Source organism: Pseudomonas sp. TE12508 (assembly GCF_056279485.1).
Window position 1 is genome coordinate 138,093 of record NZ_JBWCCN010000016.1, and the last position, 19,920, is coordinate 158,012.

A 19,920-nucleotide genomic window follows, 5' to 3' on the forward strand; every position below is an offset into this window, starting at 1 on the left:
GTGAAGATTTCAATGCAAGTAATGCGTGGCTGGGCGACTCGATACGCACCGTGGGTCGGCCTGGTAAGCATCCTTGGTACCGCGCAGCAAGCGTGGGCCGGCGATTACGAAGGCTCACCCCAGGTGGCCGAGTTCGTCGGTGAAATGACCCGCGACTATGGCTTTGCCGGTGAACAGCTGATGGGCGTGTTCCGCGAAGCCGAGCGCAAACAGTCGATTCTGGACGCGATTTCCAAGCCCGCCGAACGGGTTAAGCAGTGGAAAGAATATCGCCCGATGTTCATCACCGATGCGCGCATCGCCCGTGGCGTGGACTTCTGGCGTCAGCACGAAGCGATCCTGGCTCGTGCCGAGCAGGAATACGGTGTGCCGGCGCAGGTCATCGTCTCGATCATCGGCGTGGAGACCTTCTTTGGTCGAAATACCGGCAATTTCCGGGTGATCGATGCCTTGTCGACCCTGGGTTTCGACTATCCTCCCCGTGCCGAATTCTTCCGCAAGGAATTGCGTGAATTCCTGCTGCTGGCCCGTGAAGAGCAGGTCGATCCGTTGACCCTCAAAGGCTCCTATGCCGGGGCCATGGGCTTGCCGCAATTCATGCCGAGCAGTTTTCGCGCCTATGCGGTGGATTTTGACGGTGACGGCCACATTAATATCTGGACCAACCCGGTTGATGCCATCGGCAGCGTCGCCAGTTATTTCAAGCGTCACGGCTGGGTCGCCGGCGAACCTGTGGTCAGCCGCGCCGATGTGCGCGGCGATCAGGTAGATGAAGGTTTGACCGCAGGTATCGAGCCGACGAAAACTGTCGGGGAGTTGCGGGCGCTGGGCTGGTCGAGTCATGATGCGCTGCGCGATGATATGCCGGTCACGGCTTTCCGCCTGGAAGGTGACAATGGCCCTGAATACTGGATGGGTCTGACGAATTTTTACGCAATCACGCGTTATAACCGCAGCGTGATGTACGCCATGGCCGTACATCAACTGTCTGAACAGCTGGTCCAAGCACGGGGCGTCAAGTAATGCGGGCATTGCCTATGAATAAACCCCTGAAGCTCATGGCGTTCGCCGCGTTGACGGTTCTGGTCGCCAGTTGTTCGACCAGTCGCGCGCCGGCTCAGAAGTCCCCGACCGCCGTTCGTTCGGCACCTGGCCTGGATATCAACCGGGCTCACAAGGATGGCGCACCCTGGTGGGACGTCGACGTAACGCGCATTCCAGATGCCACGCCGACCCTGCACAGCGGTCCTTATAAAGCCAACCCGTACACGGTGCTGGGCAAGACTTATTTCCCGATGCAAGAATCCAGGACCTACGTGGCGTCGGGCACTGCGTCCTGGTACGGCACCAAATTCCATGGCCAGAACACCGCCAACGGCGAAGTGTATGACCTGTACGGCATGAGCGCAGCGCACAAGACCCTGCCACTGCCAAGTTACGTTCGGGTGACTAACCTGGACAACAACAAGACGGTCATCCTGCGGGTCAACGACCGCGGGCCGTTCTATTCGGACCGGATCATCGACTTGTCCTACGCGGCCGCCAAGAAACTCGGCTATGCCGAAACCGGTACGGCGCGGGTCAAGGTCGAAGGCATCGACCCGCAGCAATGGTGGGCAGCCAAAGGTCGCCCGGCGCCTTTAATGCTTAACGAGCCGAAAGTCGCACAAAATAGCGCGCCGGTGATGACGGCATCGGCCGGCACCGTCGAGCAATGGACCCCACCGCCGCAGCAACACGCCGCGGCCGTAGTGCCCGTGCAGATCGATGCAAAAAAAAACGCTTCTGTACCAGCCTCTGGCCAGTATCTGCAGGTGGGCGCGTTCGCCAACCCGGACGCTGCAGAACTCCTGAGATCGAAGCTCAGCGGGATGGTGAGCGCTCCGGTGTTCATCAGCTCGATCGTGCGTAACCAACAGACACTGCATCGGGTGCGCCTGGGGCCGATCGGCTCGCCGGGTGAAATCCAGCAAGTGCAAAACAGCGTGCGGCTGGCCAATCTCGGTTCGCCGAGCCTGGTCAGCGCCGAGTAACACGTAGTACTTGATTGACGGTTCGCTTGCGGTTTGGGGGGCGAACCGGGTTGTTGGCTCGTTGAAGAACAAAAGCCCGGCAAGGGTTGCAGAGTGAGCAACTGAACACGCGACAACTTTTTAGAGAGTTGTCTGATTAGTTTTGCCCTAGGGCAGTTTCCATTAGCGATTTCGAGAGACGGATGAACATCACCACCTTTGCCAAACGCCTGTGCCTGCTAGTCCCGCTGCTTCTCTCACCCGCGGCTTTCGCGGCCGAGATAATGCCGTCGCCACCGCAACTGGCCGCCAAAGCCTACGTACTCATGGACGCCAGCAGTGGCAACGTGCTGGTAGAGAACAATGGTGACCAGCGTCTGCCACCGGCCAGCCTGACCAAGCTGATGACCGCTTACATCGCGACCCTGGAAATCCGTCGTGGCCAGATCGGCGAAAACGATCCGGTGACCGTCAGCGAGAACGCCTGGCGTACCGGCGGTTCGCGGATGTTCATCAAGGTGGGTTCGCAAGTCACCGTCAGTGATCTGCTGCACGGCATCATCATTCAGTCGGGTAACGACGCCAGTGTTGCGCTCTCCGAGCACATCGCCGGCAGCGAAGACGCGTTCGCCGACATGATGAACAAAACCGTGGCCGACCTGGGCATGACCAACAGCCACTTCATGAACCCGACCGGTCTGCCAAACCCTGAGCACTACTCGTCGGCTCACGACATGGCCGTGCTGGCTCGCGCGATCATCCACGAAGACCCGGCTCACTATGCGATCTACTCGCAGAAAGAGTTCTTCTGGAACGGCATCAAGCAACCTAACCGCAACCTGCTGCTATGGCGTGACAAGACCGTCGACGGTCTGAAAACCGGTCACACCGACGAAGCCGGCTACTGCATGGTGTCTTCGGCTGTACGTGATGGCATGCGCCTGATCGCCGTGGTGTTCGGCACCAACAGCGAAGTGGCCCGTGCTGCTGAAACCCAGAAGCTGCTGACTTACGGTTTCCGCTTCTTCGAAACCCAGACCTTCTATCAGAAAGGCGCCGAGCTGGCCCAGGCACCTGTCTGGAAAGGCACCACCAATCAAGTCAAGGCGGGCCTGGCTCAAGACCTGACCATGACCCTGCCAAAAGGCCAGCTGAAAAAGCTCGCCGCCAGCATGACCATGACCCCGCAACTGGTCGCGCCAATCGCCAAGGGCGATGTGATCGGTAAAGTCGAAGTGAAACTGGACGACAAAGTGGTGCACAGCGCCGACCTGATCGCTCTGGACGCGGTTGACGAGGGTGGTATCTTCCGCCGCATGTGGGATAGCATCCGTCTATTCTTCTACGGCTTGTTCAACTGAATTAGTGTGGACCTGCATGGCCCCGTTCCAATCCGGAGCAGGGCCATGTCCGTTGCCACGGCTTACGAGGCCGTTACGCCATGACAGAAACTGAAGTAAAGGCGCCAAAAATCGAATTCCCCTGCGCGGATTACCCGATCAAGGTAATCGGCGACACCGGCGTGGGTTTCAAGGACAAGATCATTGCGATCCTTGAGAAACACGCGACCGTTGACCACAACACCTTTGCCGAACGGCAGAGTACCAACGGCAAGTACACGACCATCCAGTTGCACATCATCGCCACCGGCCAGGAACAGCTGTACGACATCAACAGCGAGTTGCGGGCTACCGGTTTCGTGCACATGGTGCTGTGATGTCTGGCACGCTGGGCTTTCGCGAGCTCGGCCAGATGGCTTACGAGCCGGTCTGGCATGCCATGCAGCGCTTCACCAACGAACGCGGCAGCGATGCCGCCGACGAAATCTGGCTGGTGGAACATCCGCCGGTGTTCACTCAGGGCCAGGCTGGCAAGGCCGAGCACCTGCTGCTGCCGGGGGATATTCCGGTGGTGAAGGTCGACCGCGGTGGTCAGGTGACTTATCACGGTCCCGGCCAACTGGTGGCCTACCTGTTACTGGACGTGCGCAAGCTGGGGTTCGGCGTGCGTGATCTGGTCAGCCGCATGGAGCAATGCCTGATCGAGCTGCTGGCCAGCTACGGCGTGACCGCGGTGGCCAAGCCGGATGCGCCGGGTGTCTATGTCGATGGCGCGAAAATCGCTTCTCTGGGTCTGCGGATCCGCCACGGTTGCTCCTTTCATGGCCTGGCCTTGAACGTGGATATGAACCTGGAACCGTTTCGACGGATTAATCCCTGCGGCTACGCCGGGCTGGCAATGACCCAGCTGTGCGATCACGCAGGATCGATTGAATTTGCCGAGGTAAGTGCCCGGCTGCGCGCGCAGCTCGTCAAACACCTCGACTATGCTGAGCAGACGACCCTAACGGGCGGAATCGACTGATATGACTACTGATGCAGTGCAAACCATGATCCCGACGCTCGATGTCACCGAGCGTCCGGCCCCGCGTGCCAAGGTTGAAGCCGGCGTCAAGCTGCGCGGCGCCGAGAAGGTTGCACGCATCCCGGTGAAGATCATCCCGACCACTGAACTGCCGAAGAAACCCGACTGGATTCGCGTGCGCATCCCGGTTTCCCCGGAGGTCGACCGCATCAAGGCCCTGCTGCGTAAACACAAGCTGCACAGCGTGTGCGAAGAGGCGTCCTGCCCGAACCTGGGCGAGTGCTTCTCCGGTGGTACCGCGACCTTCATGATCATGGGTGACATCTGCACCCGTCGCTGCCCGTTCTGCGACGTTGGTCATGGTCGTCCGAAGCCACTGGACGTCAACGAGCCGGAAAGCCTGGCCATTGCCATCGCCGACCTGAAACTCAAGTACGTCGTAATCACCTCGGTAGACCGCGACGACCTGCGTGACGGCGGTGCCCAGCATTTTGCCGATTGCATCCGCGAAATCCGCAAACTGTCGCCGAACGTGCAGCTCGAAACCCTGGTCCCGGACTACCGTGGCCGCATGGACGTCGCGCTGGAAATCACCGCCGCCGAGCCGCCTGATGTGTTCAACCACAACCTGGAAACCGTGCCGCGCCTGTACAAGGCTGCGCGTCCGGGTTCGGATTACCAGTGGTCGCTGACCCTGCTGCAACGCTTCAAGCAGATGATGCCGCACATTCCGACCAAGTCCGGTTTGATGCTGGGCCTGGGCGAAACCGACGAAGAAGTCATCGAAGTCATGAAGCGCATGCGCGAACACGACATCGACATGCTGACCCTGGGCCAGTACCTGCAACCGTCCCGCAGTCACTTGCCGGTCCAGCGCTTCGTACACCCGGACACCTTCGCCTGGTTCGCCGAGGAAGGTTACAAGATGGGCTTCAAGAACGTTGCTTCCGGGCCGCTGGTACGCTCCTCGTACCACGCTGACGAGCAGGCGAAACTGGTCAAGGCCGAGCTGATGTCGTCCTGATCCCGTTTTGAGAGCAAAAAAGGCCCGCAAGGCTTCCAGGCCTTGCGGGCCTTTTTTTAGCAGTGCTCACGGCGATTACAGTCTTTTCCTGCAAACCGTGGTGCGATTGACCCTCTTCTGTTTATTCCCGTTCCTGACTACTGTGTGCTGAAGCGTTCACAGGGAGAATCATGGATGACTGCTCGACCGACCCACACCCTTTGTCCACATGCCCCCGTTCCGGCCTTGCCGCCTACAGGGCTGATTGGCGTGATCGCGCCCGCCGGCCCCGCAGCGCTGGACACCGATAAAGCCATCGGCTGGATGCGCGCTCGCGGCTATTCGCTGCGCGTGTTTCCCGGCGTTTATGAGCAAGAGGGTTATCTGGCTGGCAGTGATGATGTGCGGCTCAATGATTTGCATGGCGCATTCGCCGACAGCGAGGTCGATGCCATCATCTGTCTGCGTGGCGGTTACGGTACACCGCGTTTGCTTGATCGCATCGATTTCGAATTACTGCGCAACAACGCCAAGCCCTTTATCGGCTACAGCGACGTTACTGCACTGCACTCGGCCATCAGTCGTTATGCCGGGTTCGTGACCTTCCATGGCCCGATGCTCAACGCTGACCTGCTGGGTGACAAGCAGCAACCCACCGAGTTCTCGTTTTTCAACATGCTGCGCGGGCAGGTGAAGGCGGGCAGTGTGCTTTCTCACCCGGTGGCCTGGCCGTTGACCACAATCGAGCCCGGCATCGCTCACGGGCGTTTGCTGGGGGGCAATCTGTCGATGATCGCCGCGACCATGGGCACGCCTTACGAGATCGATGCCGAGGGCGTCATCCTGTTCATCGAAGACATCAACGAGCCGCTGTATCGCATCGACCGGCTGCTGACGCATTTGCGTCTGGCCGGCACGTTGCACAAGCTGCGTGGGGTTCTGGTGGGGGATGTGGCTGGGGTTGATGCGATTGCGCTGGAGAAGTTGCTCAAGCAGACCTTTGCGCCGTTGCGCATCCCCGTGCTGGCCGGATGGCGTAGCGGGCATTGTGATCCGAATCTGACGCTGCCGATGGGTGCGCTGGTCAGGCTGGATGCGGGGGAAAAGGCGTTGGTGTTGGAGCAGGATGTGGTGATCAAGGCTTAGGAATTCATCGCCTGACAGTCAGTCTTCGCGAGCAAGCCCGCTCCCACATTCGACCGCGTTTTCATCAAAGAACTCGGTCAACTGTGGGAGCGGGCTCGCTCGCGAAAGCGGTATCAGCCGTTCGTCTTACTATCGGCTACGCAACCCTTCCAGCAACTTGTGCGTCGGATAACCATCCGCCGGCCAGCCAAACGACTGCTGCGCGCTGCGGATCGCTTTGCGGGTATTGGCGCCGATAATCCCGTCGGCGGTCCCTGCGTCGTAGTTCTGGGCGCTCAGCAGGTTTTGCAGCTCGATTCGCTCGGTACGGCTCAGCGGCAAGTCATCTTTTGGCCATAGACCGCTGATCAAACCGCCACCATTGAAGCGCTCGGACAGCAGACTCACGGCCAAGGCGTAGGACGAAGAGTTGTTGTACTTGAGAATCGCGCGGAAGTTATCGAGGACCAGGAACGCCGGGCCGCGATAGCCTGCCGGCAATAACAGGGCGGCCGACAGGTGTTCGGAGCCTGCCGGAACCTGGCCGCCATTGGGCAGGCTTACCCCCAGTTGTCGCCACTCGGCCACGCTCTTGCGAATCGCGCCATCGGCCAGGACGTAATTGAAGCCGCTCGCCAGTTGTACTTCGAAGCCCCAGGGCTGACCTTTCTGCCAGCCGGAGCTTTGCAGGTAGTGCGCGGTCGAGGCCAATGCATCAGCAGAGCTGTTCCAGATGTCGCGGCGGCCATCACCGTCGAAGTCTACGGCGTGGGTGTTGTAGGTGGTCGGAATGAACTGGGTCTGGCCCATGGCGCCTGCCCAGGAGCCGAGCATTTTCTCGGGGGCGATATCGCCCTGTTGCAGGATTTGCAAGGCTGCGATCAGTTGCGCGTGAGCAAAGCCCGGACGTCGACCTTCATAAGCCAGGGTCGCCAGGGAGTTGATCACCGACTTGCTGCCCTGGAACTGACCAAAGTTACTTTCCATGCCCCACACCGCGACCAGAGCCTGACGGTCGACGCCGTAGCGCTGTTCGATGCTTTGCAGGATGTCGGCGTGTTCGCCGACAAGCGCCTGACCTTTGCGCACCCGTAGCGGCGACAGCGCGCCATCGAGGTACTCCCACACCGGGCGAGTAAATTCCGGTTGGCTGCGATCGGCACGGATCACGCTGTCGTCCACGCTGACATTGGCAAAAGCACGATCGAACAGGTCGGCGCGAATGCCGGCGGCGAGGGCGTCTTTACGGAAACCCGCCTGCCATTCGGCAAAGGTCTGGGTAGGCTGGATGTCGAGATTTTCACCGGTTGGAACCACCGGCGGAATGATCGCAGGGGCCGTCGCAACGGTGCGGGTCTGAAGCGGTTGGGCGTCGGCAGCGGTGGGTTTTTCCGCGCAGGCGACAAGCAGTACGAGGCTGGAGGCAGCTATCAGTTGGCGAAGAGGCCAACGACGGGAAATACAAAGGGGCATGCACAGGTCCAGAGGATACGAATCAGGTGCAGACCTTAACATGTTGAGCGATGGCTTGCCTTTCAGGCCGCCAGAAAGTAAGAAGCCTCCCAGCTGTTAGACTGGAAGGCTTCGCGGCGGTAGCTGCCTTTGCCCTTGCCGGCTCGTTCCTGACGGCTACGGAACAGTGGCTGGGCGACGATGGATTTGGCCTTGTTGGGGCCATGTTTAGATGGCTTTTTGCTCATGATGGTCTCTCGCAAGTGAGTGGGTTTTGCGGGGGGGATAATCTGCCGAAGCAAGGGTTCTGTCTAGTCCCTACGTTGTGTAGGACCTTTCGGCATTCTTTGTAGTGAGGTTGGTTTTTGTGGCGAGGGGGCTTGCCCCCGTTGGGCTGCGAAGCAGCCCCAAAACCGGCTGTGGAGGTACAACAGGTAAAGCGCGGTGAGGCGATCGGATTTACGACTGCTGCGCAGCCGGACGGGGGCAAGCCCCCTCGCCACAAAAAACATTACTCGGCCGGCAACGACAATCTCTGCCCGGCCATCAACAGCGTCAACCGACTAAGGCTCATCCATGGCGAACCCGCCGCCTGGCCTTTGATTTGTGCATCGATGCGCTGGGCTTCGAGCAACAACTGCGCCCAGCGTTGTGCCGAATAGCGTTGCAGCGCTTTGCTCATCAACGGTTTGCGTTTGTCCCAGATTGGCGGTCGGGCCTGGCTGAAAGCTTTGTCGAGCGGCACGCCTTGGCTGTATTGCAGCGACAGGTTGGCCAGCAGACGCAGTTCTCGGGCCAGCGCCCAGAGGATCACCGGCGGTTCGACGCCTTCGCCGCGCAACCCTTCGAGCATGCGCAGGGCGTGAGCAGCTTCGCCATTGAGAATTGCATCGGTCAGGCCGAAGACATCGAAACGGGCGCTGTCGGCTACTGCCGCTTGCACGGTTTCGACAGTGATCTGCCCACCCTCTGCCATCAGCTTGAGCTTTTCGATTTCCTGGGCGGCAGCCAGCAGGTTGCCCTCGACCCGAGCGGCGATCAGTTCGACAGCGTCCTGGCTGGCGGAAAGCCCGGCCTGGGACAGGCGTTGACGGATCCAGTTCGGCAACTGGTTGGTGTCCACGGGCCAGATCTGCACAAAGTGGGTCTGCGGACCTTCGACCAGCGCCTTGCCCCACTTGGTCTTCTGCGCACTGCCGTCAAGCTTGGGCAGGCTGATCAGCAACACCGTGTCTTCGGCCGGGCGCGAGCAATACTCAATCAATGCCGCGGCGCCTTTGTCTCCGGGTTTGCCGGAGGGCAGACGCAGTTCCAGAAGACGTTTTTCGGCGAACAGCGACATGCTGGCGCCGGCCTGCAGCAGCGTACCCCAGTCGAAACTGGCGTCGGCGGCAAAGACCTGGCGTTCATCGAAACCTTGCTGGCGGGCAGCCGCGCGAATGGCGTCGGCGGCTTCCTGACACAGCAGTGGGTCATCGCCACTGATGACGTAGACCGGCGCGAGGGCACCTTGCAGGTGTTTACCGAGTTGGGCGGGGGCGAGTTTCATAAGAAGAGGCAAACGGGGCGCCTGAGCGCCCCGTAAGGCTTATTGCTGCGGCAGTTCGACAGGCGACTGACGCGGCGTCTGCGCTTCAGCCTTCTGCGCCGCTTCCAATGCGTCGGCTTCAGCCTTGGCCCTGGCATCAGCGGTCTGTTGCAGTTGTTCCAACTGCGTCGGGGTCATCTGTTGCAGGCGCAGCATCATGCGTTGAACCAGTTCACGACGCATTTCCTTGCGGGCATCGTTGGCTTCCTGGTCGGAACCCACCAGGTTGTTGCCGTCATGGATGAAGACTTTCTGCACTTCGAGCTTGTCGCTCAGCAGTGGCAGGTTGCTCTGACCCCGGATGTCATAGTTCAGCACCATGGTCATCTGGTACTCGCCAGTACGACCGGCGCCTGCGTAACTGAGGATGCGCTGGCTTTCCTGCTCATCGGTCAGCACCAGTTTGTGAGGTGCGCCGCTGTAGACCTTGACGCCACTGCTTTCCAGCACCTGACGCAATTGCGTCACGGTTTCGCCGTAGGCATTGCGGGCGCTCAGATCGAGTTCCTTGATCACCAGTTCAGTGGTGCCGGTGCCGCGCAGCTGGAAACCGCAGGCGCTCAGCAGGACTGCAAGGCCCATCACCAGCAAATTGCGTTTGATCATCTTGTTGCTCCCCTTGAAACCATGTGGGCCGGTCAAGCGGCCCGAAAGGTTTTACTCGGCGCCAGGCATGACCTGGCGCCCGATCCAATTTAGCTGGCGACGATATTGACCAGTTTCCCGGGCACTACGATCACTTTGCGAATAGTCAGGCCATCGACGAAGCGCAGGACGTTTTCGTTGGCCCGTGCGGCCGCTTCGACTTCTTCGCGGCTGGCGCTGGCCGGCATTTCGATGTGGCCGCGCAGCTTGCCGTTGACTTGAATGACAAGCTGCAGGCTGTCCTGTACCAGGGCACTTTCATCCAGCACCGGCCAACCGGCATCGATGACCGGATCGGCGTGACCCAGGCGATGCCACAGTTCGTGGCTGATGTGCGGGGTGATCGGAGCCAGCAGCAGGACTACGGTTTCCAGACCTTCGTGAATCAGTGCGCGATCCTGTTCGGTGCCTTGCGCGGCTTTTTCCAGCACGTTCATCAGCGTCATCACTTGGGCGATGGCGGTGTTGAATTTGTGGTTCTGGCCGACGTCGTGGCTGGCCTGCTTGATGGCCTGGTGGATCGAACGGCGAATGGCTTTTTGCTCGTCGTTCAGGCTGGCGACGTCCAGTTTGCCCGGCAGGCCCTGAGTGACGTGCGCTTGAGCCAGGCGCCAGACGCGCTTGAGGAAGCGGTGCGAACCCTCTACGCCGGAGTCGGACCATTCCGCGCTCATGTCTGGTGGCGAGGCGAACATCATGAACAGGCGGCAGGTGTCTGCGCCGAACTGGTCAATCATCGACTGTGGGTCGACGCCGTTGTTCTTTGACTTGGCCATCTTCTCGGTGCCACCGATTTCCACCGGCAGGCCGTCTGCGATCAGCTTGGCGCTAATGACCTTGGCCTTGCTGTCGCGTTCAAGTTCGACATCCGCCGGGTTGAACCACGTGTAGGCACCGTTGGCTTCGCGACGGTAGTAAGTCTCGGCGATCACCATGCCCTGAGTCAGCAGGTTCTTGAATGGCTCGTTGGAGCTCACCAGGCCTTCATCACGCATCAGCTTGTGGAAGAAGCGCGCATAAAGCAGGTGAAGAATGGCGTGTTCGATGCCACCGATGTACTGATCCACTGGCAACCAATGGTCGGCCGCCGCTTTTTCCACCAGACCACCTTCATAGTGTGGTGAGGCGTAGCGGGCGTAGTACCACGAGGACTCTACAAAGGTGTCCATGGTGTCGGTTTCACGCTTGGCTGCAGCGCCGCATTTCGGGCAGTTGCACTCGTAGAACTCGGGCATGCGCGCCAGTGGCGAACCGGCACCGTCCGGTACGACGTCTTCCGGCAGCACCACGGGCAGTTGATCTTCCGGGACCGGCACATCACCGCAGGTGTCGCAGTGGATGATCGGGATCGGGCAGCCCCAGTAGCGCTGGCGGCTGATGCCCCAGTCGCGCAGGCGGAACTGGGTGCGCGAGGCACCGAGGTTTTTCTTGATCAGCGCAACTTCAATGGCGTCGAACGCACCTGCGAAGTCGAGGCCGTCGAATTCGCCGGAGTTGATCAGCGTGCCGTGCTCGCCGTACGCATCCTGCCAAGGAGCCGGGTTGGTGTCACCGGAACTCGTGCGCACCACGGATTTGATCGGCAGGTTGTACTTGGTGGCGAACTCGAAATCACGTTCGTCGTGAGCCGGAACAGCCATGACCGCGCCATCGCCGTAATGCATCAGCACGTAGTTGGCGACCCACACCGGGAGTTTCTCACCGGTCAGCGGATGCTCGACGAACAGCGAGGTCGGCAGGCCTTTTTTCTCTTGAGTGGCGACGTCGGCTTCGGCAACGCTGCCGCCCTTGCATTCAGCGATGAACGCTTGCAGCTCAGGGTTGTTCTGCGCGGCCAGGGTCGCCAGATGGTGTTCGGCGGCCACCGCAACGTAGGTTGCGCCCATCAGGGTGTCTGGACGGGTGGTGAAGACTTTCAGTGCGCCGGTTTCGCCGATGGAATCGACGTCGTACGGGAATTGCACTTCCATGCCGCGGGATTTGCCGATCCAGTTGCGCTGCATGGTCTTGACCTGTTCAGGCCAGCCTGTCAGTTCGTCGAGGCTTTCCAGCAGCTCATCCGCATAAGCGGTGATCTTGAAGTAGTACATCGGGATTTCGCGCTTTTCGATCAGCGCGCCGGAACGCCAGCCGCGACCGTCGATCACTTGCTCGTTGGCCAGAACGGTCTGGTCGACCGGGTCCCAGTTCACAGTGCCGCTTTTCTTGTAAATCACGCCTTTTTCGAACAGGCGAGTGAACAGCCATTGTTCCCAGCGGTAGTAATCAGGCTTGCAGGTGGTCACTTCGCGCGACCAGTCCACCGCCAGGCCCAGGCTGCGCAGCTGGCTTTTCATGTAGGCGATGTTTTCGTAGGTCCACTTGGCGGGCGCTACGTTGTTCTTCATCGCGGCGTTTTCCGCCGGCATGCCGAAGGCGTCCCAACCCATGGGTTGCAGGACGTTCTTGCCTTGCATGCGCTGGTAGCGGGAGATCACGTCGCCGATGGTGTAGTTGCGCACGTGCCCCATGTGTAGCTTGCCGCTGGGGTAAGGGAACATCGACAGGCAGTAGAACGTCTCCTTGCCTGGCTGTTCACTGACTTCAAAGGACTTTTGCTCGTCCCAGAATGACTGGGCGGCGGCTTCGATTTCACGGGGCTGATATTGTTCGTGCATGGCTACTTTTGAACTGAATAGGGGTGGCCTAATCCTCTTCAATGCAACGCTGGACGGTGATAACGCCAAATCGACGTTTCGGTGCCCAGGCGAGCTGGAAGTGGAGTTACAGGAAGCGCCGTAGCATACATGACCGCACTCTACCGAGGGAAACCCTGATTACACGCAAGGACGTGGCCAATACCCGCCCCGAGGGCCGTTGGTCGCGGCACTCAGCCGGTTTTTTCAGCGAGGCTAAGCTCTAAAAGGGGAGTGAGTCTTATCTTCAATGAGGTGATGGATGGTTGAGTCACGGCAAAAAGCTACAAAACCGGAGCTGTACGAAAAACTGATAGACCGTCTCGCAATGGCGCTGGATTCGGCCAAAACTGCCGGACGGCTGCGTGATGAGCGTCCCCTGGAGCTGGAGCTGCGTGGTTTGAGCCCCGCAGAGTTTGAACTGGTCAAGGCCTATCTGGATCGTAGTGAACGTGAAACGCACGGATGCTTGTCAGCGGCAGTGAAGCAACTCGAGGCACCACGTTCGGCCAAGATCATCTGGCTCAAGGATAAGGCACCCGGCAAAGGCGCGGTAAAGGTCCGGTCTTTGCAATTCAAGTAAGGGCACTTGAAGCCATGGAATATGGTTTTTTGAAACAAAGTCCTTCCACATTTGTTGTCGCATTGCGTCAACCCACCTAGGCTTCGGGCATCTATGGAGATGCCCGATGCCTTTTCGTTATTTCATTAAACAACTTCTTCTGCCGCCCGGCATTTTATTGCTGCTGCTGGTACTTGCCTGGTGGTGGCGCCGCTCAAGGCCGAGGCTGGCGGGGGTGTGTTTCGTCCTGGGCGTGGGCGGTTTCTGGTTGATGAGCCTGCCAGTGATGGTGGAGTGGAGTGCCAAGGCCCTGGAGCGCGAGCCGCCGCTGGCGCGCGAGGAATGGGCAACCTTGGGCCGACGGGCGGACGCGATCGTGGTGCTGGGTTCAGGGCGTGAGCGTGGCGACCCGGCCTGGGGCGTTGATCAGCCGACCGGTGTAGGCCTGGGGCGCGAGCGTTATGCCGCGCGCCTGGCCAAGGCGTCCGGCTTGCCGATTCTGACCAGCGGCGGCCTGCATTACGGCACGCCACCGACCGAAGCGAAGCTGATGGCGGACTCATTGCTCGATGATTTTGGCGTGACGGTACGCTGGCAGGAAGGGCGCAGCCGCACGACCTGGGAAAACGCGCAATTCAGCGCTCAGGTGTTGTTGCCGGAGGGGATCAAACGGGTGGTGGTCGTGACTCAGGCCTGGCATATGCCGCGAGCGGTCTGGAGTTTCCAGCAGGCGGGATTTGAGGTGGTGCCCGCGCCAGTAGGGTTTTTAGGTGTGGACAATGCCCGGCCGCTGGGTGGCTGGATGCCGGAGTTCAAATCGATCTGGCAGAGCGGGCAGTTGATGAATGAGGCGGTGGGGCAGATCGGGTATTCGTTGTTTTATCGAGGCGATGTCGACCCTGATTGATAGTGTGCCTGTGATGCCGTCTTCGCGAGCAAGCCCGCTCCCACATTGGATCTCGAGTGTTCACACATACTGTGTTCACCGCAGATCTACTGTGGGAGCGGGCTTGCTCGCGAAGCTTTAAACGGTCTTCGCCATCCGGTTCGCAACCAACGCCCAACCAAACAACAACACGCAACTGATGATCAACGGCCACGAACGCCATTCCAGGTAGGGCGTCAGGTTGTGCATCGGCACCACTTCGCCATACAGAATGCCTTGTTCGAACTGCGGGATCTGCACAGTGATCTGGCCAAACGGGTTGATCAGGCCGGTCACGCCGTTGTTGGTGGCGCGGATCATCCAGCGGCCGGCTTCAAGTGCGCGCATCTGCGCCATCTGCAAATGCTGCAGCGGGCCGATCGAGGTGCCGAACCAGGTGTCGTTGCTGATGGTCAGCAGCAAATCGCTGCGGGCGGCGAGGCCTGCGGCGAATTCCGGGTAGACCACTTCGTAGCAGATGAACGGCGCAATCTGATAACCCTTGGCTTGCAGCAGCGCTTGATCGGCCGGCCCGCGGGCAAAGTCGGACATCGGCAGGTCGAAGAAGGCAATCAGCCCGCGCAAGACTTCCTGCAGTGGCACGTATTCGCCGAACGGCACCAGTTTCTGCTTCAGGTAAGTGCCATCGCCTTCACCGACGACGGTAATGCCGTTGAAATAGCGCTTCTCGTGATGGAGTTCCTGGCGAATCGGCACGCCGGTGATCAACGCGGATTTACGCTCAGCGGCGAAGCTTCCCATCATGTTCAAGTAGCCCTCGGCGGACTCCTTGAGCACCGGGACTGCGGTTTCCGGCCAGATCAGCAGGTCGACGCGTTTGGAACTGAAACTCATGTCGCGGTACAGCGCCAGCTGCGCATTGAGCTGCGAGGGGTCCCACTTCATGCTTTGTTCGATGTTGCCCTGAAGCGCCGCGACGCTCAGTGGTGCGCCCGCCGGGCTGGTCCAGGCATGTTCCTTGAGCGCCATGCCGGTCACCCATGGGCCTGCCAGCAGTAACACGCCGACAGCGATGAAGCCTTTACGGCCAGTGCGTACCAGGCGCGCAGCGTTGTAGATCAGCGCAGCCGTCAGGGCCAGGGTGAAGGAAATCAGCCACATTCCGCCGACCGGCGCGAGCCCGGCCAATGGGCCGTCGAGTTGGCTATAACCGGAATAGAGCCATGGGAAGCCGGTAAGGAACCAGCCGCGAAAGGCTTCCTGACCCACCCACAACGCCGCAAATGCCAAAGCATCGGCCAGCGGCGCTTCGTTACGGCGCAGCCAGCGCGCCCAAATCCAGGCAGGCAGGGCGAAGAACCAGGCAATCGCCGCGGTGAAGGCCAGCATCAGCAACCCGGCCAGCAGCACCGATGCGCCGCCGAAGTTGTGAATGCTGTAGTAGATCCAGCTAGTGCCTGCGGCAAACAGGCCGAAACCGAAACACCAGCCACGGCCCAAGGCCTGACGGGGGGTCAGTTCACGCAAACCGGCATAAAAGAAACCGACCGCCAACAAGGCCAGCGGCCAGATATCGAACGGCGCCAGGGCCAGAGTGGTGAGTGCACCGGCCGCCACGGCCAGCAGGTTACCGGGCCAGCCGGGGCGGGTCATCCAGTGCATTTCTTTCCTTAATTTTTACCGGGCAATAGGTGTCAGACGCAGCAAGTGAATCCGACGGCTGTCGGCGTTCAGGATGCGGAAGCGATAGGCGCCGATTTCAGTGATTTCGTTGCGTTTTGGCAAGTGCCCGAACGCGCTCATCACCAAGCCACCGACGGTGTCGAATTCATCGTCGGAGAATTCGCTGTCGAAGAACTCGTTGAAGTTATCGATCGGCGTCAGGGCCTTGATCAGGAAGTCACCGCTGGGCAGCGGCTTGATGTAGCTGTCTTCTTCGACGTCGTGCTCGTCTTCGATGTCGCCGACGATCTGTTCCAGCACGTCTTCGATGGTCACCAGACCGGCCACGCCGCCGTATTCGTCAATGACGATGGCCATGTGGTTATGGTTGGCGCGAAACTCACGCAGCAGCACATTCAGGCGCTTGGACTCGGGCACGAACGTGGCCGGGCGCAGCAGGTCCTTGATGTTGAAGCTGTCGCCGTTCTCCTTGAGGATCAACGGCAGCAAGTCCTTGGCCAGCAACACACCCATCACGTCATCGTGGCTTTCGCCGATCACCGGGTAGCGGGAGTGGGCCGAGTCGACCACGGCCGGCAGGAACTCGCGGGGTGTCTGGGTCGCCTTGATGCTGATCATCTGCGAGCGCGGGACCATGATGTCCCGTACTTGCAGGTCTGCAACCTGGATGGCGCCTTCGACGATGGCCAGCGCTTCGCTGTCCAGCAACTTGTTTTGATGTGCATCGCGCAGCAGCTCCAGCAGCTCCTGGCGGTTTTTCGGCTCGTGGGCAAAAGCCTGGGTGAGCTTACCCAGCCATGACTTCTGCCCGTTGCTCGATCGATCTTCGCTCATAGCGATTACTCTGAATCCTTTGTTGTTACGATTGGGGATGTGTCTGTTTCGTCGTCCGCATAAGGGTCTGGATGACCCAACTCTGCAAGCAACGTTCGTTCCAGTGCTTCCATTTCTTCAGCTTCGTCATCATCTATATGGTCGTAACCAAGTAGATGCAAGCAGCCGTGAATGACCAGATGCGCCCAGTGAGCCTTTAATTCCTTGCCTTGTTCCGCCGCTTCGCGCTCCACCACTGCTACGCAGATCACCAGATCGCCGAGCAGGGGAATGTCGAGAAACTCATCGGGGACATCGGCCGGAAATGACAAAACGTTGGTGGCGTAGTCTTTCTGCCGCCAGGTGAAGTTCAGTTCGCGGGCTTCCTCTTCGTCGACCAGACGGATGGTCATTTCGGAGTCGGCAGTACGCTGGCGCAGGGCCAGTTCGCACCATTGACGGAATTGGGCTTCACTTGGGGCAGACGCTTCGGTAGCCAGTTGCAGGTCAAGCTCAAGCATCGGGGCGAGTGTCCTTGGGAGAGGGCTTCGCCGTTTCGTCGGCTATGCGATTTTCGAAGCGCTCATAGGCCTCGACAATGCGTTGCACCAACGGATGGCGCACCACGTCCTTGGGCATGAAGTGGGTGAAGCTGATCCCCGGAACGTCTTTGAGCACCTCGATCACATGATGCAGCCCGGATTTGGTGCCTTTCGGCAGGTCGACCTGGGTGATGTCACCAGTGATGACCGCAGTGGAGCCGAAGCCGATCCGGGTCAGGAACATCTTCATCTGTTCGACGGTGGTGTTCTGGCTTTCGTCGAGGATGATGAAGCTGTTGTTCAGCGTACGACCGCGCATGTAGGCCAGCGGCGCGACTTCGATCACTTGACGCTCGATCAGCTTGGCCACGTATTCGAAGCCGAGCATTTCGTAGAGCGCGTCATAGAGCGGGCGCAGATACGGGTCGATTTTCTGGGACAGGTCGCCGGGCAGGAAGCCGAGCTTTTCGCCCGCTTCAACCGCCGGACGAACCAGCAGAATACGGCGAATCTGCTCGCGTTCCAGCGCGTCTACCGCGCAGGCAACGGCCAGATAGGTCTTGCCGGTACCGGCCGGGCCGATGCCGAAGTTGATGTCGTTACCGAGGATTTCCTTCACATAGCGCACCTGATTCAAGCCGCGAGGGCGAATCATGCCTTTCTTGGTGCGCAAGGCGACGGACGGTTCGGCGGGGGAGTGGTTGTCCAGTTCCTCGACGGCCGATTCCTGCAGGAACAGGTGAACCATGTCTGGCGACAGCTCGGTACCTTTGGTTTCCCGGTACAAGCGGCGCAGCAGGTTTTCCGCGGAGGTGGTGTGCTTGGGCTCGCCGATCAGTTCGAACTGGTTTCCGCGGTTGCGGATCTCGATCGCGAGGCGCTGTTCGATCAAGCGTAGGTGCTCGTCGAATTGCCCGCACAGATTGGCGAAGCGGCGAGCTTCAAAAGGCTCGAGGATGAAACGATGTGGTTCTATGGGTGCGTTCAAGGTCGTATTTAGCCGCCCTGGGGCAATTATGATGAATCAAGGATAGCGCCAGTCGCCTGGGTGCGAAAGCTCTTAAATAAGATGCAGGTTGGCGCGTGATCTGTGGCGAGGGGGCTTGCCCCCGTTCGGCTGCGAAGCAGTCGCAAAATATTCGGGACCGCTTCGCGATCCAACGGGGGCAAGCCCCTTCGCCACAAAAGCCCGGCTCCCACAGGTGACGAGGTGTTACTGGATCAGTGAGCCCCGCAGCGAGTGCGGTTGCGCAGCATCGATGTGCACGTCGGCGAACTGGCCGATCAGGGTCGGATTGTCGCAGCGGAAGTTGACGATACGATTATTCTCGGTCCGGCCTTGCAGTTCACCGGGGTCTTTTTTCGAATAATCGGTTACCAGAATCCGCTGAATGGAGCCCACCATTTGTCGGCTGATCTCGAAACCTTGTTGGTTGAGGCGATGTTGCAGGGCGTTCAAACGTTCTTTTTTCAGTTCTTCCGGCGTTTCGTCGGCCAGATCGGCGGCCGGCGTGCCCGGACGCTGGCTATAAACGAACGAGTAGGAAAAGTCGAAACCGACGTCTTCGATCAGCTTCATGGTCTGTTCGAAGTCTTTTTCGGTCTCGCCCGGGAAACCGACGATAAAGTCAGAACTGATGCAGATCCCCGGCACGGCAGCCCGCAACTTGCGCAGTTTGGATTTGTACTCCAGCGCGGTGTGGTTGCGTTTCATCGCCGCGAGGATCCGGTCGGAACCCGATTGCACTGGCAAATGCAGGTGTTTCACCAGCTCCGGTACGTCGGCGTGGGCCTGGATCAGGCTGTCGGAGAATTCCAGCGGGTGCGAGGTGGTGTAGCGAATCCGGTCGATGCCATCGACAGCGGCTACTACCCGGATCAATTCCGCCAGATCAGCCAGGCGCCCATCATGAGTGGTGCCGCGATAACCGTTGACGTTCTGCCCCAGCAAGGTCACTTCGCGCACGCCGTTTTCGGCCAGGTGAATGATCTCGGCAATCACGTCGTCGAACGGTCGGCTGACTTCTTCACCGCGCGTATAAGGCACCACGCAGAAAGTGCAGTACTTGCTGCAGCCTTCCATGACCGACACGTAAGCGCTCGGCCCGTCGATGCGCGGCTCGGGCAAGTGGTCGAATTTTTCGATTTCCGGGAACGAGACGTCGACTTGCGGCAGTTTGGTCAGGCGCGCGGCGTCGATCATTTCCGGCAGGCGGTGCAGGGTCTGCGGGCCGAATACCACGTCGACGTATGGAGCGCGGTCACGAATGGCCGCGCCTTCCTGGCTGGCCACGCAGCCGCCGACGGCGATGACCATTTCCGGGTTAGCCAGTTTCAATTCGCGCCAGCGACCCAGCTGGGAATACACCCGGTCCTGGGCGCGTTCGCGGATCGAGCAGGTATTAAGCAGGATCACGTCGGCGTCTTCAGCGCGAGCGGTGACTTCCAGGGCCTGGTGTTCACCCAGCAGATCGACCATGCGCGAGCTGTCGTACTCGTTCATCTGGCAACCGTGGGTTTCGATGTAAAGCTTCTTGGCCATGGATAGAGTCATCACGTGATTCAAAGAA

The 19,920-nt window shown here is 59.8% G+C and carries 19 protein-coding genes; 9 read left to right on the top strand and 10 right to left on the bottom strand.

The window, feature by feature from the left end:
- Positions 1-12: 12 nt before the first annotated feature.
- The 7 genes from mltB (at position 13) to ACZ9IM_RS22025 (ending at position 6,525) form a co-directional block, all read left to right on the top strand.
- Positions 13-1,023, top strand: a complete 1,011-nt coding sequence (mltB, locus tag ACZ9IM_RS21995; RefSeq protein ID WP_476224938.1) for a lytic murein transglycosylase B — start codon at positions 13-15, stop codon at positions 1,021-1,023.
- Complete coding sequence (locus tag ACZ9IM_RS22000) at positions 1,023-2,033, top strand: septal ring lytic transglycosylase RlpA family protein (protein WP_007894385.1); 1,011 nt, start codon at positions 1,023-1,025, stop codon at positions 2,031-2,033. The genes mltB and ACZ9IM_RS22000 overlap by 1 nt, the downstream gene beginning before the upstream one ends.
- A 182-nt stretch (positions 2,034-2,215) precedes the next feature.
- A complete protein-coding gene (locus ACZ9IM_RS22005) occupies positions 2,216-3,373 on the top strand; it encodes a D-alanyl-D-alanine carboxypeptidase family protein (RefSeq protein ID WP_427625894.1) in 1,158 nt (385 codons plus the stop codon).
- Positions 3,374-3,453: 80 nt separating this feature from the next.
- Positions 3,454-3,729 (top strand): DUF493 domain-containing protein, encoded by a 276-nt coding sequence (locus tag ACZ9IM_RS22010; protein WP_007894389.1) that lies wholly within the window; start codon positions 3,454-3,456, stop codon positions 3,727-3,729.
- Positions 3,729-4,376, top strand: a complete 648-nt coding sequence (gene lipB / locus ACZ9IM_RS22015) for a lipoyl(octanoyl) transferase LipB (protein ID WP_258617303.1) — start codon at positions 3,729-3,731, stop codon at positions 4,374-4,376. The genes ACZ9IM_RS22010 and lipB overlap by 1 nt, the downstream gene beginning before the upstream one ends.
- A 1-nt stretch (position 4,377) precedes the next feature.
- A complete protein-coding gene (gene lipA / locus ACZ9IM_RS22020; RefSeq protein WP_007946663.1) occupies positions 4,378-5,400 on the top strand; it encodes a lipoyl synthase in 1,023 nt (340 codons plus the stop codon).
- Between the two features lie 174 nt (positions 5,401-5,574).
- Positions 5,575-6,525 (top strand): S66 peptidase family protein, encoded by a 951-nt coding sequence (locus ACZ9IM_RS22025; RefSeq protein WP_476224939.1) that lies wholly within the window; start codon positions 5,575-5,577, stop codon positions 6,523-6,525.
- Between the two features lie 129 nt (positions 6,526-6,654).
- Here ACZ9IM_RS22025 and ACZ9IM_RS22030 read toward each other — a convergent pair whose 3' ends face one another.
- From ACZ9IM_RS22030 to leuS, 5 genes are all read right to left on the bottom strand, one after another.
- On the bottom strand, positions 6,655-7,977 hold the full coding sequence (locus tag ACZ9IM_RS22030; RefSeq protein WP_476224940.1) for a lytic murein transglycosylase: 1,323 nt from the start codon (positions 7,975-7,977) through the stop codon (positions 6,655-6,657).
- Positions 7,978-8,039: 62 nt separating this feature from the next.
- On the bottom strand, positions 8,040-8,204 hold the full coding sequence (gene arfA, locus ACZ9IM_RS22035) for an alternative ribosome rescue factor ArfA (RefSeq protein WP_046069682.1): 165 nt from the start codon (positions 8,202-8,204) through the stop codon (positions 8,040-8,042).
- A 263-nt stretch (positions 8,205-8,467) separates the two neighbouring features.
- Positions 8,468-9,505, bottom strand: a complete 1,038-nt coding sequence (gene holA / locus ACZ9IM_RS22040) for a DNA polymerase III subunit delta (protein WP_476224966.1) — start codon at positions 9,503-9,505, stop codon at positions 8,468-8,470.
- A gap of 39 nt (positions 9,506-9,544) precedes the next feature.
- Positions 9,545-10,150 carry an LPS-assembly lipoprotein LptE gene (locus tag ACZ9IM_RS22045; protein WP_427625898.1) on the bottom strand — a complete coding sequence of 202 codons (606 nt, stop codon included), beginning with the start codon at positions 10,148-10,150 and terminating at the stop codon, positions 9,545-9,547.
- Positions 10,151-10,239: 89 nt separating this feature from the next.
- Positions 10,240-12,846: a leucine--tRNA ligase gene (gene leuS / locus ACZ9IM_RS22050; protein ID WP_476224941.1), complete on the bottom strand. Its 2,607-nt coding sequence runs from the start codon at positions 12,844-12,846 to the stop codon at positions 10,240-10,242.
- Positions 12,847-13,126: 280 nt separating this feature from the next.
- On the opposite strand from leuS, the gene ACZ9IM_RS22055 reads away from it, so the two are divergent.
- Positions 13,127-13,447, top strand: a complete 321-nt coding sequence (locus ACZ9IM_RS22055) for a hypothetical protein (RefSeq protein WP_427627975.1) — start codon at positions 13,127-13,129, stop codon at positions 13,445-13,447.
- Positions 13,448-13,553: 106 nt separating this feature from the next.
- Entirely contained in the window at positions 13,554-14,333 is a 780-nt protein-coding gene (locus ACZ9IM_RS22060) for a YdcF family protein (protein WP_476224942.1), read from the top strand.
- A 117-nt stretch (positions 14,334-14,450) separates the two neighbouring features.
- Here the strand turns inward: ACZ9IM_RS22060 and lnt are convergent, their stop codons facing one another.
- The 5 genes from lnt to miaB form a co-directional block, all read right to left on the bottom strand.
- Complete coding sequence (gene lnt, locus ACZ9IM_RS22065; protein WP_476224943.1) at positions 14,451-15,974, bottom strand: apolipoprotein N-acyltransferase; 1,524 nt, start codon at positions 15,972-15,974, stop codon at positions 14,451-14,453.
- A 15-nt stretch (positions 15,975-15,989) separates the two neighbouring features.
- Positions 15,990-16,829 (bottom strand): HlyC/CorC family transporter, encoded by an 840-nt coding sequence (locus ACZ9IM_RS22070; protein WP_007894419.1) that lies wholly within the window; start codon positions 16,827-16,829, stop codon positions 15,990-15,992.
- A 5-nt stretch (positions 16,830-16,834) separates the two neighbouring features.
- Positions 16,835-17,329: an rRNA maturation RNase YbeY gene (ybeY, locus tag ACZ9IM_RS22075; protein ID WP_007894420.1), complete on the bottom strand. Its 495-nt coding sequence runs from the start codon at positions 17,327-17,329 to the stop codon at positions 16,835-16,837.
- Positions 17,322-18,338, bottom strand: coding sequence for a PhoH family protein (locus ACZ9IM_RS22080; protein ID WP_008070090.1), 1,017 nt, complete (start codon positions 18,336-18,338; stop codon positions 17,322-17,324). Before ACZ9IM_RS22080 ends, ybeY begins: the two co-directional genes overlap by 8 nt.
- Before the next feature lie 225 nt (positions 18,339-18,563).
- A complete protein-coding gene (gene miaB / locus ACZ9IM_RS22085; RefSeq protein WP_032830243.1) occupies positions 18,564-19,892 on the bottom strand; it encodes a tRNA (N6-isopentenyl adenosine(37)-C2)-methylthiotransferase MiaB in 1,329 nt (442 codons plus the stop codon).
- Positions 19,893-19,920 lie beyond the last annotated feature (28 nt).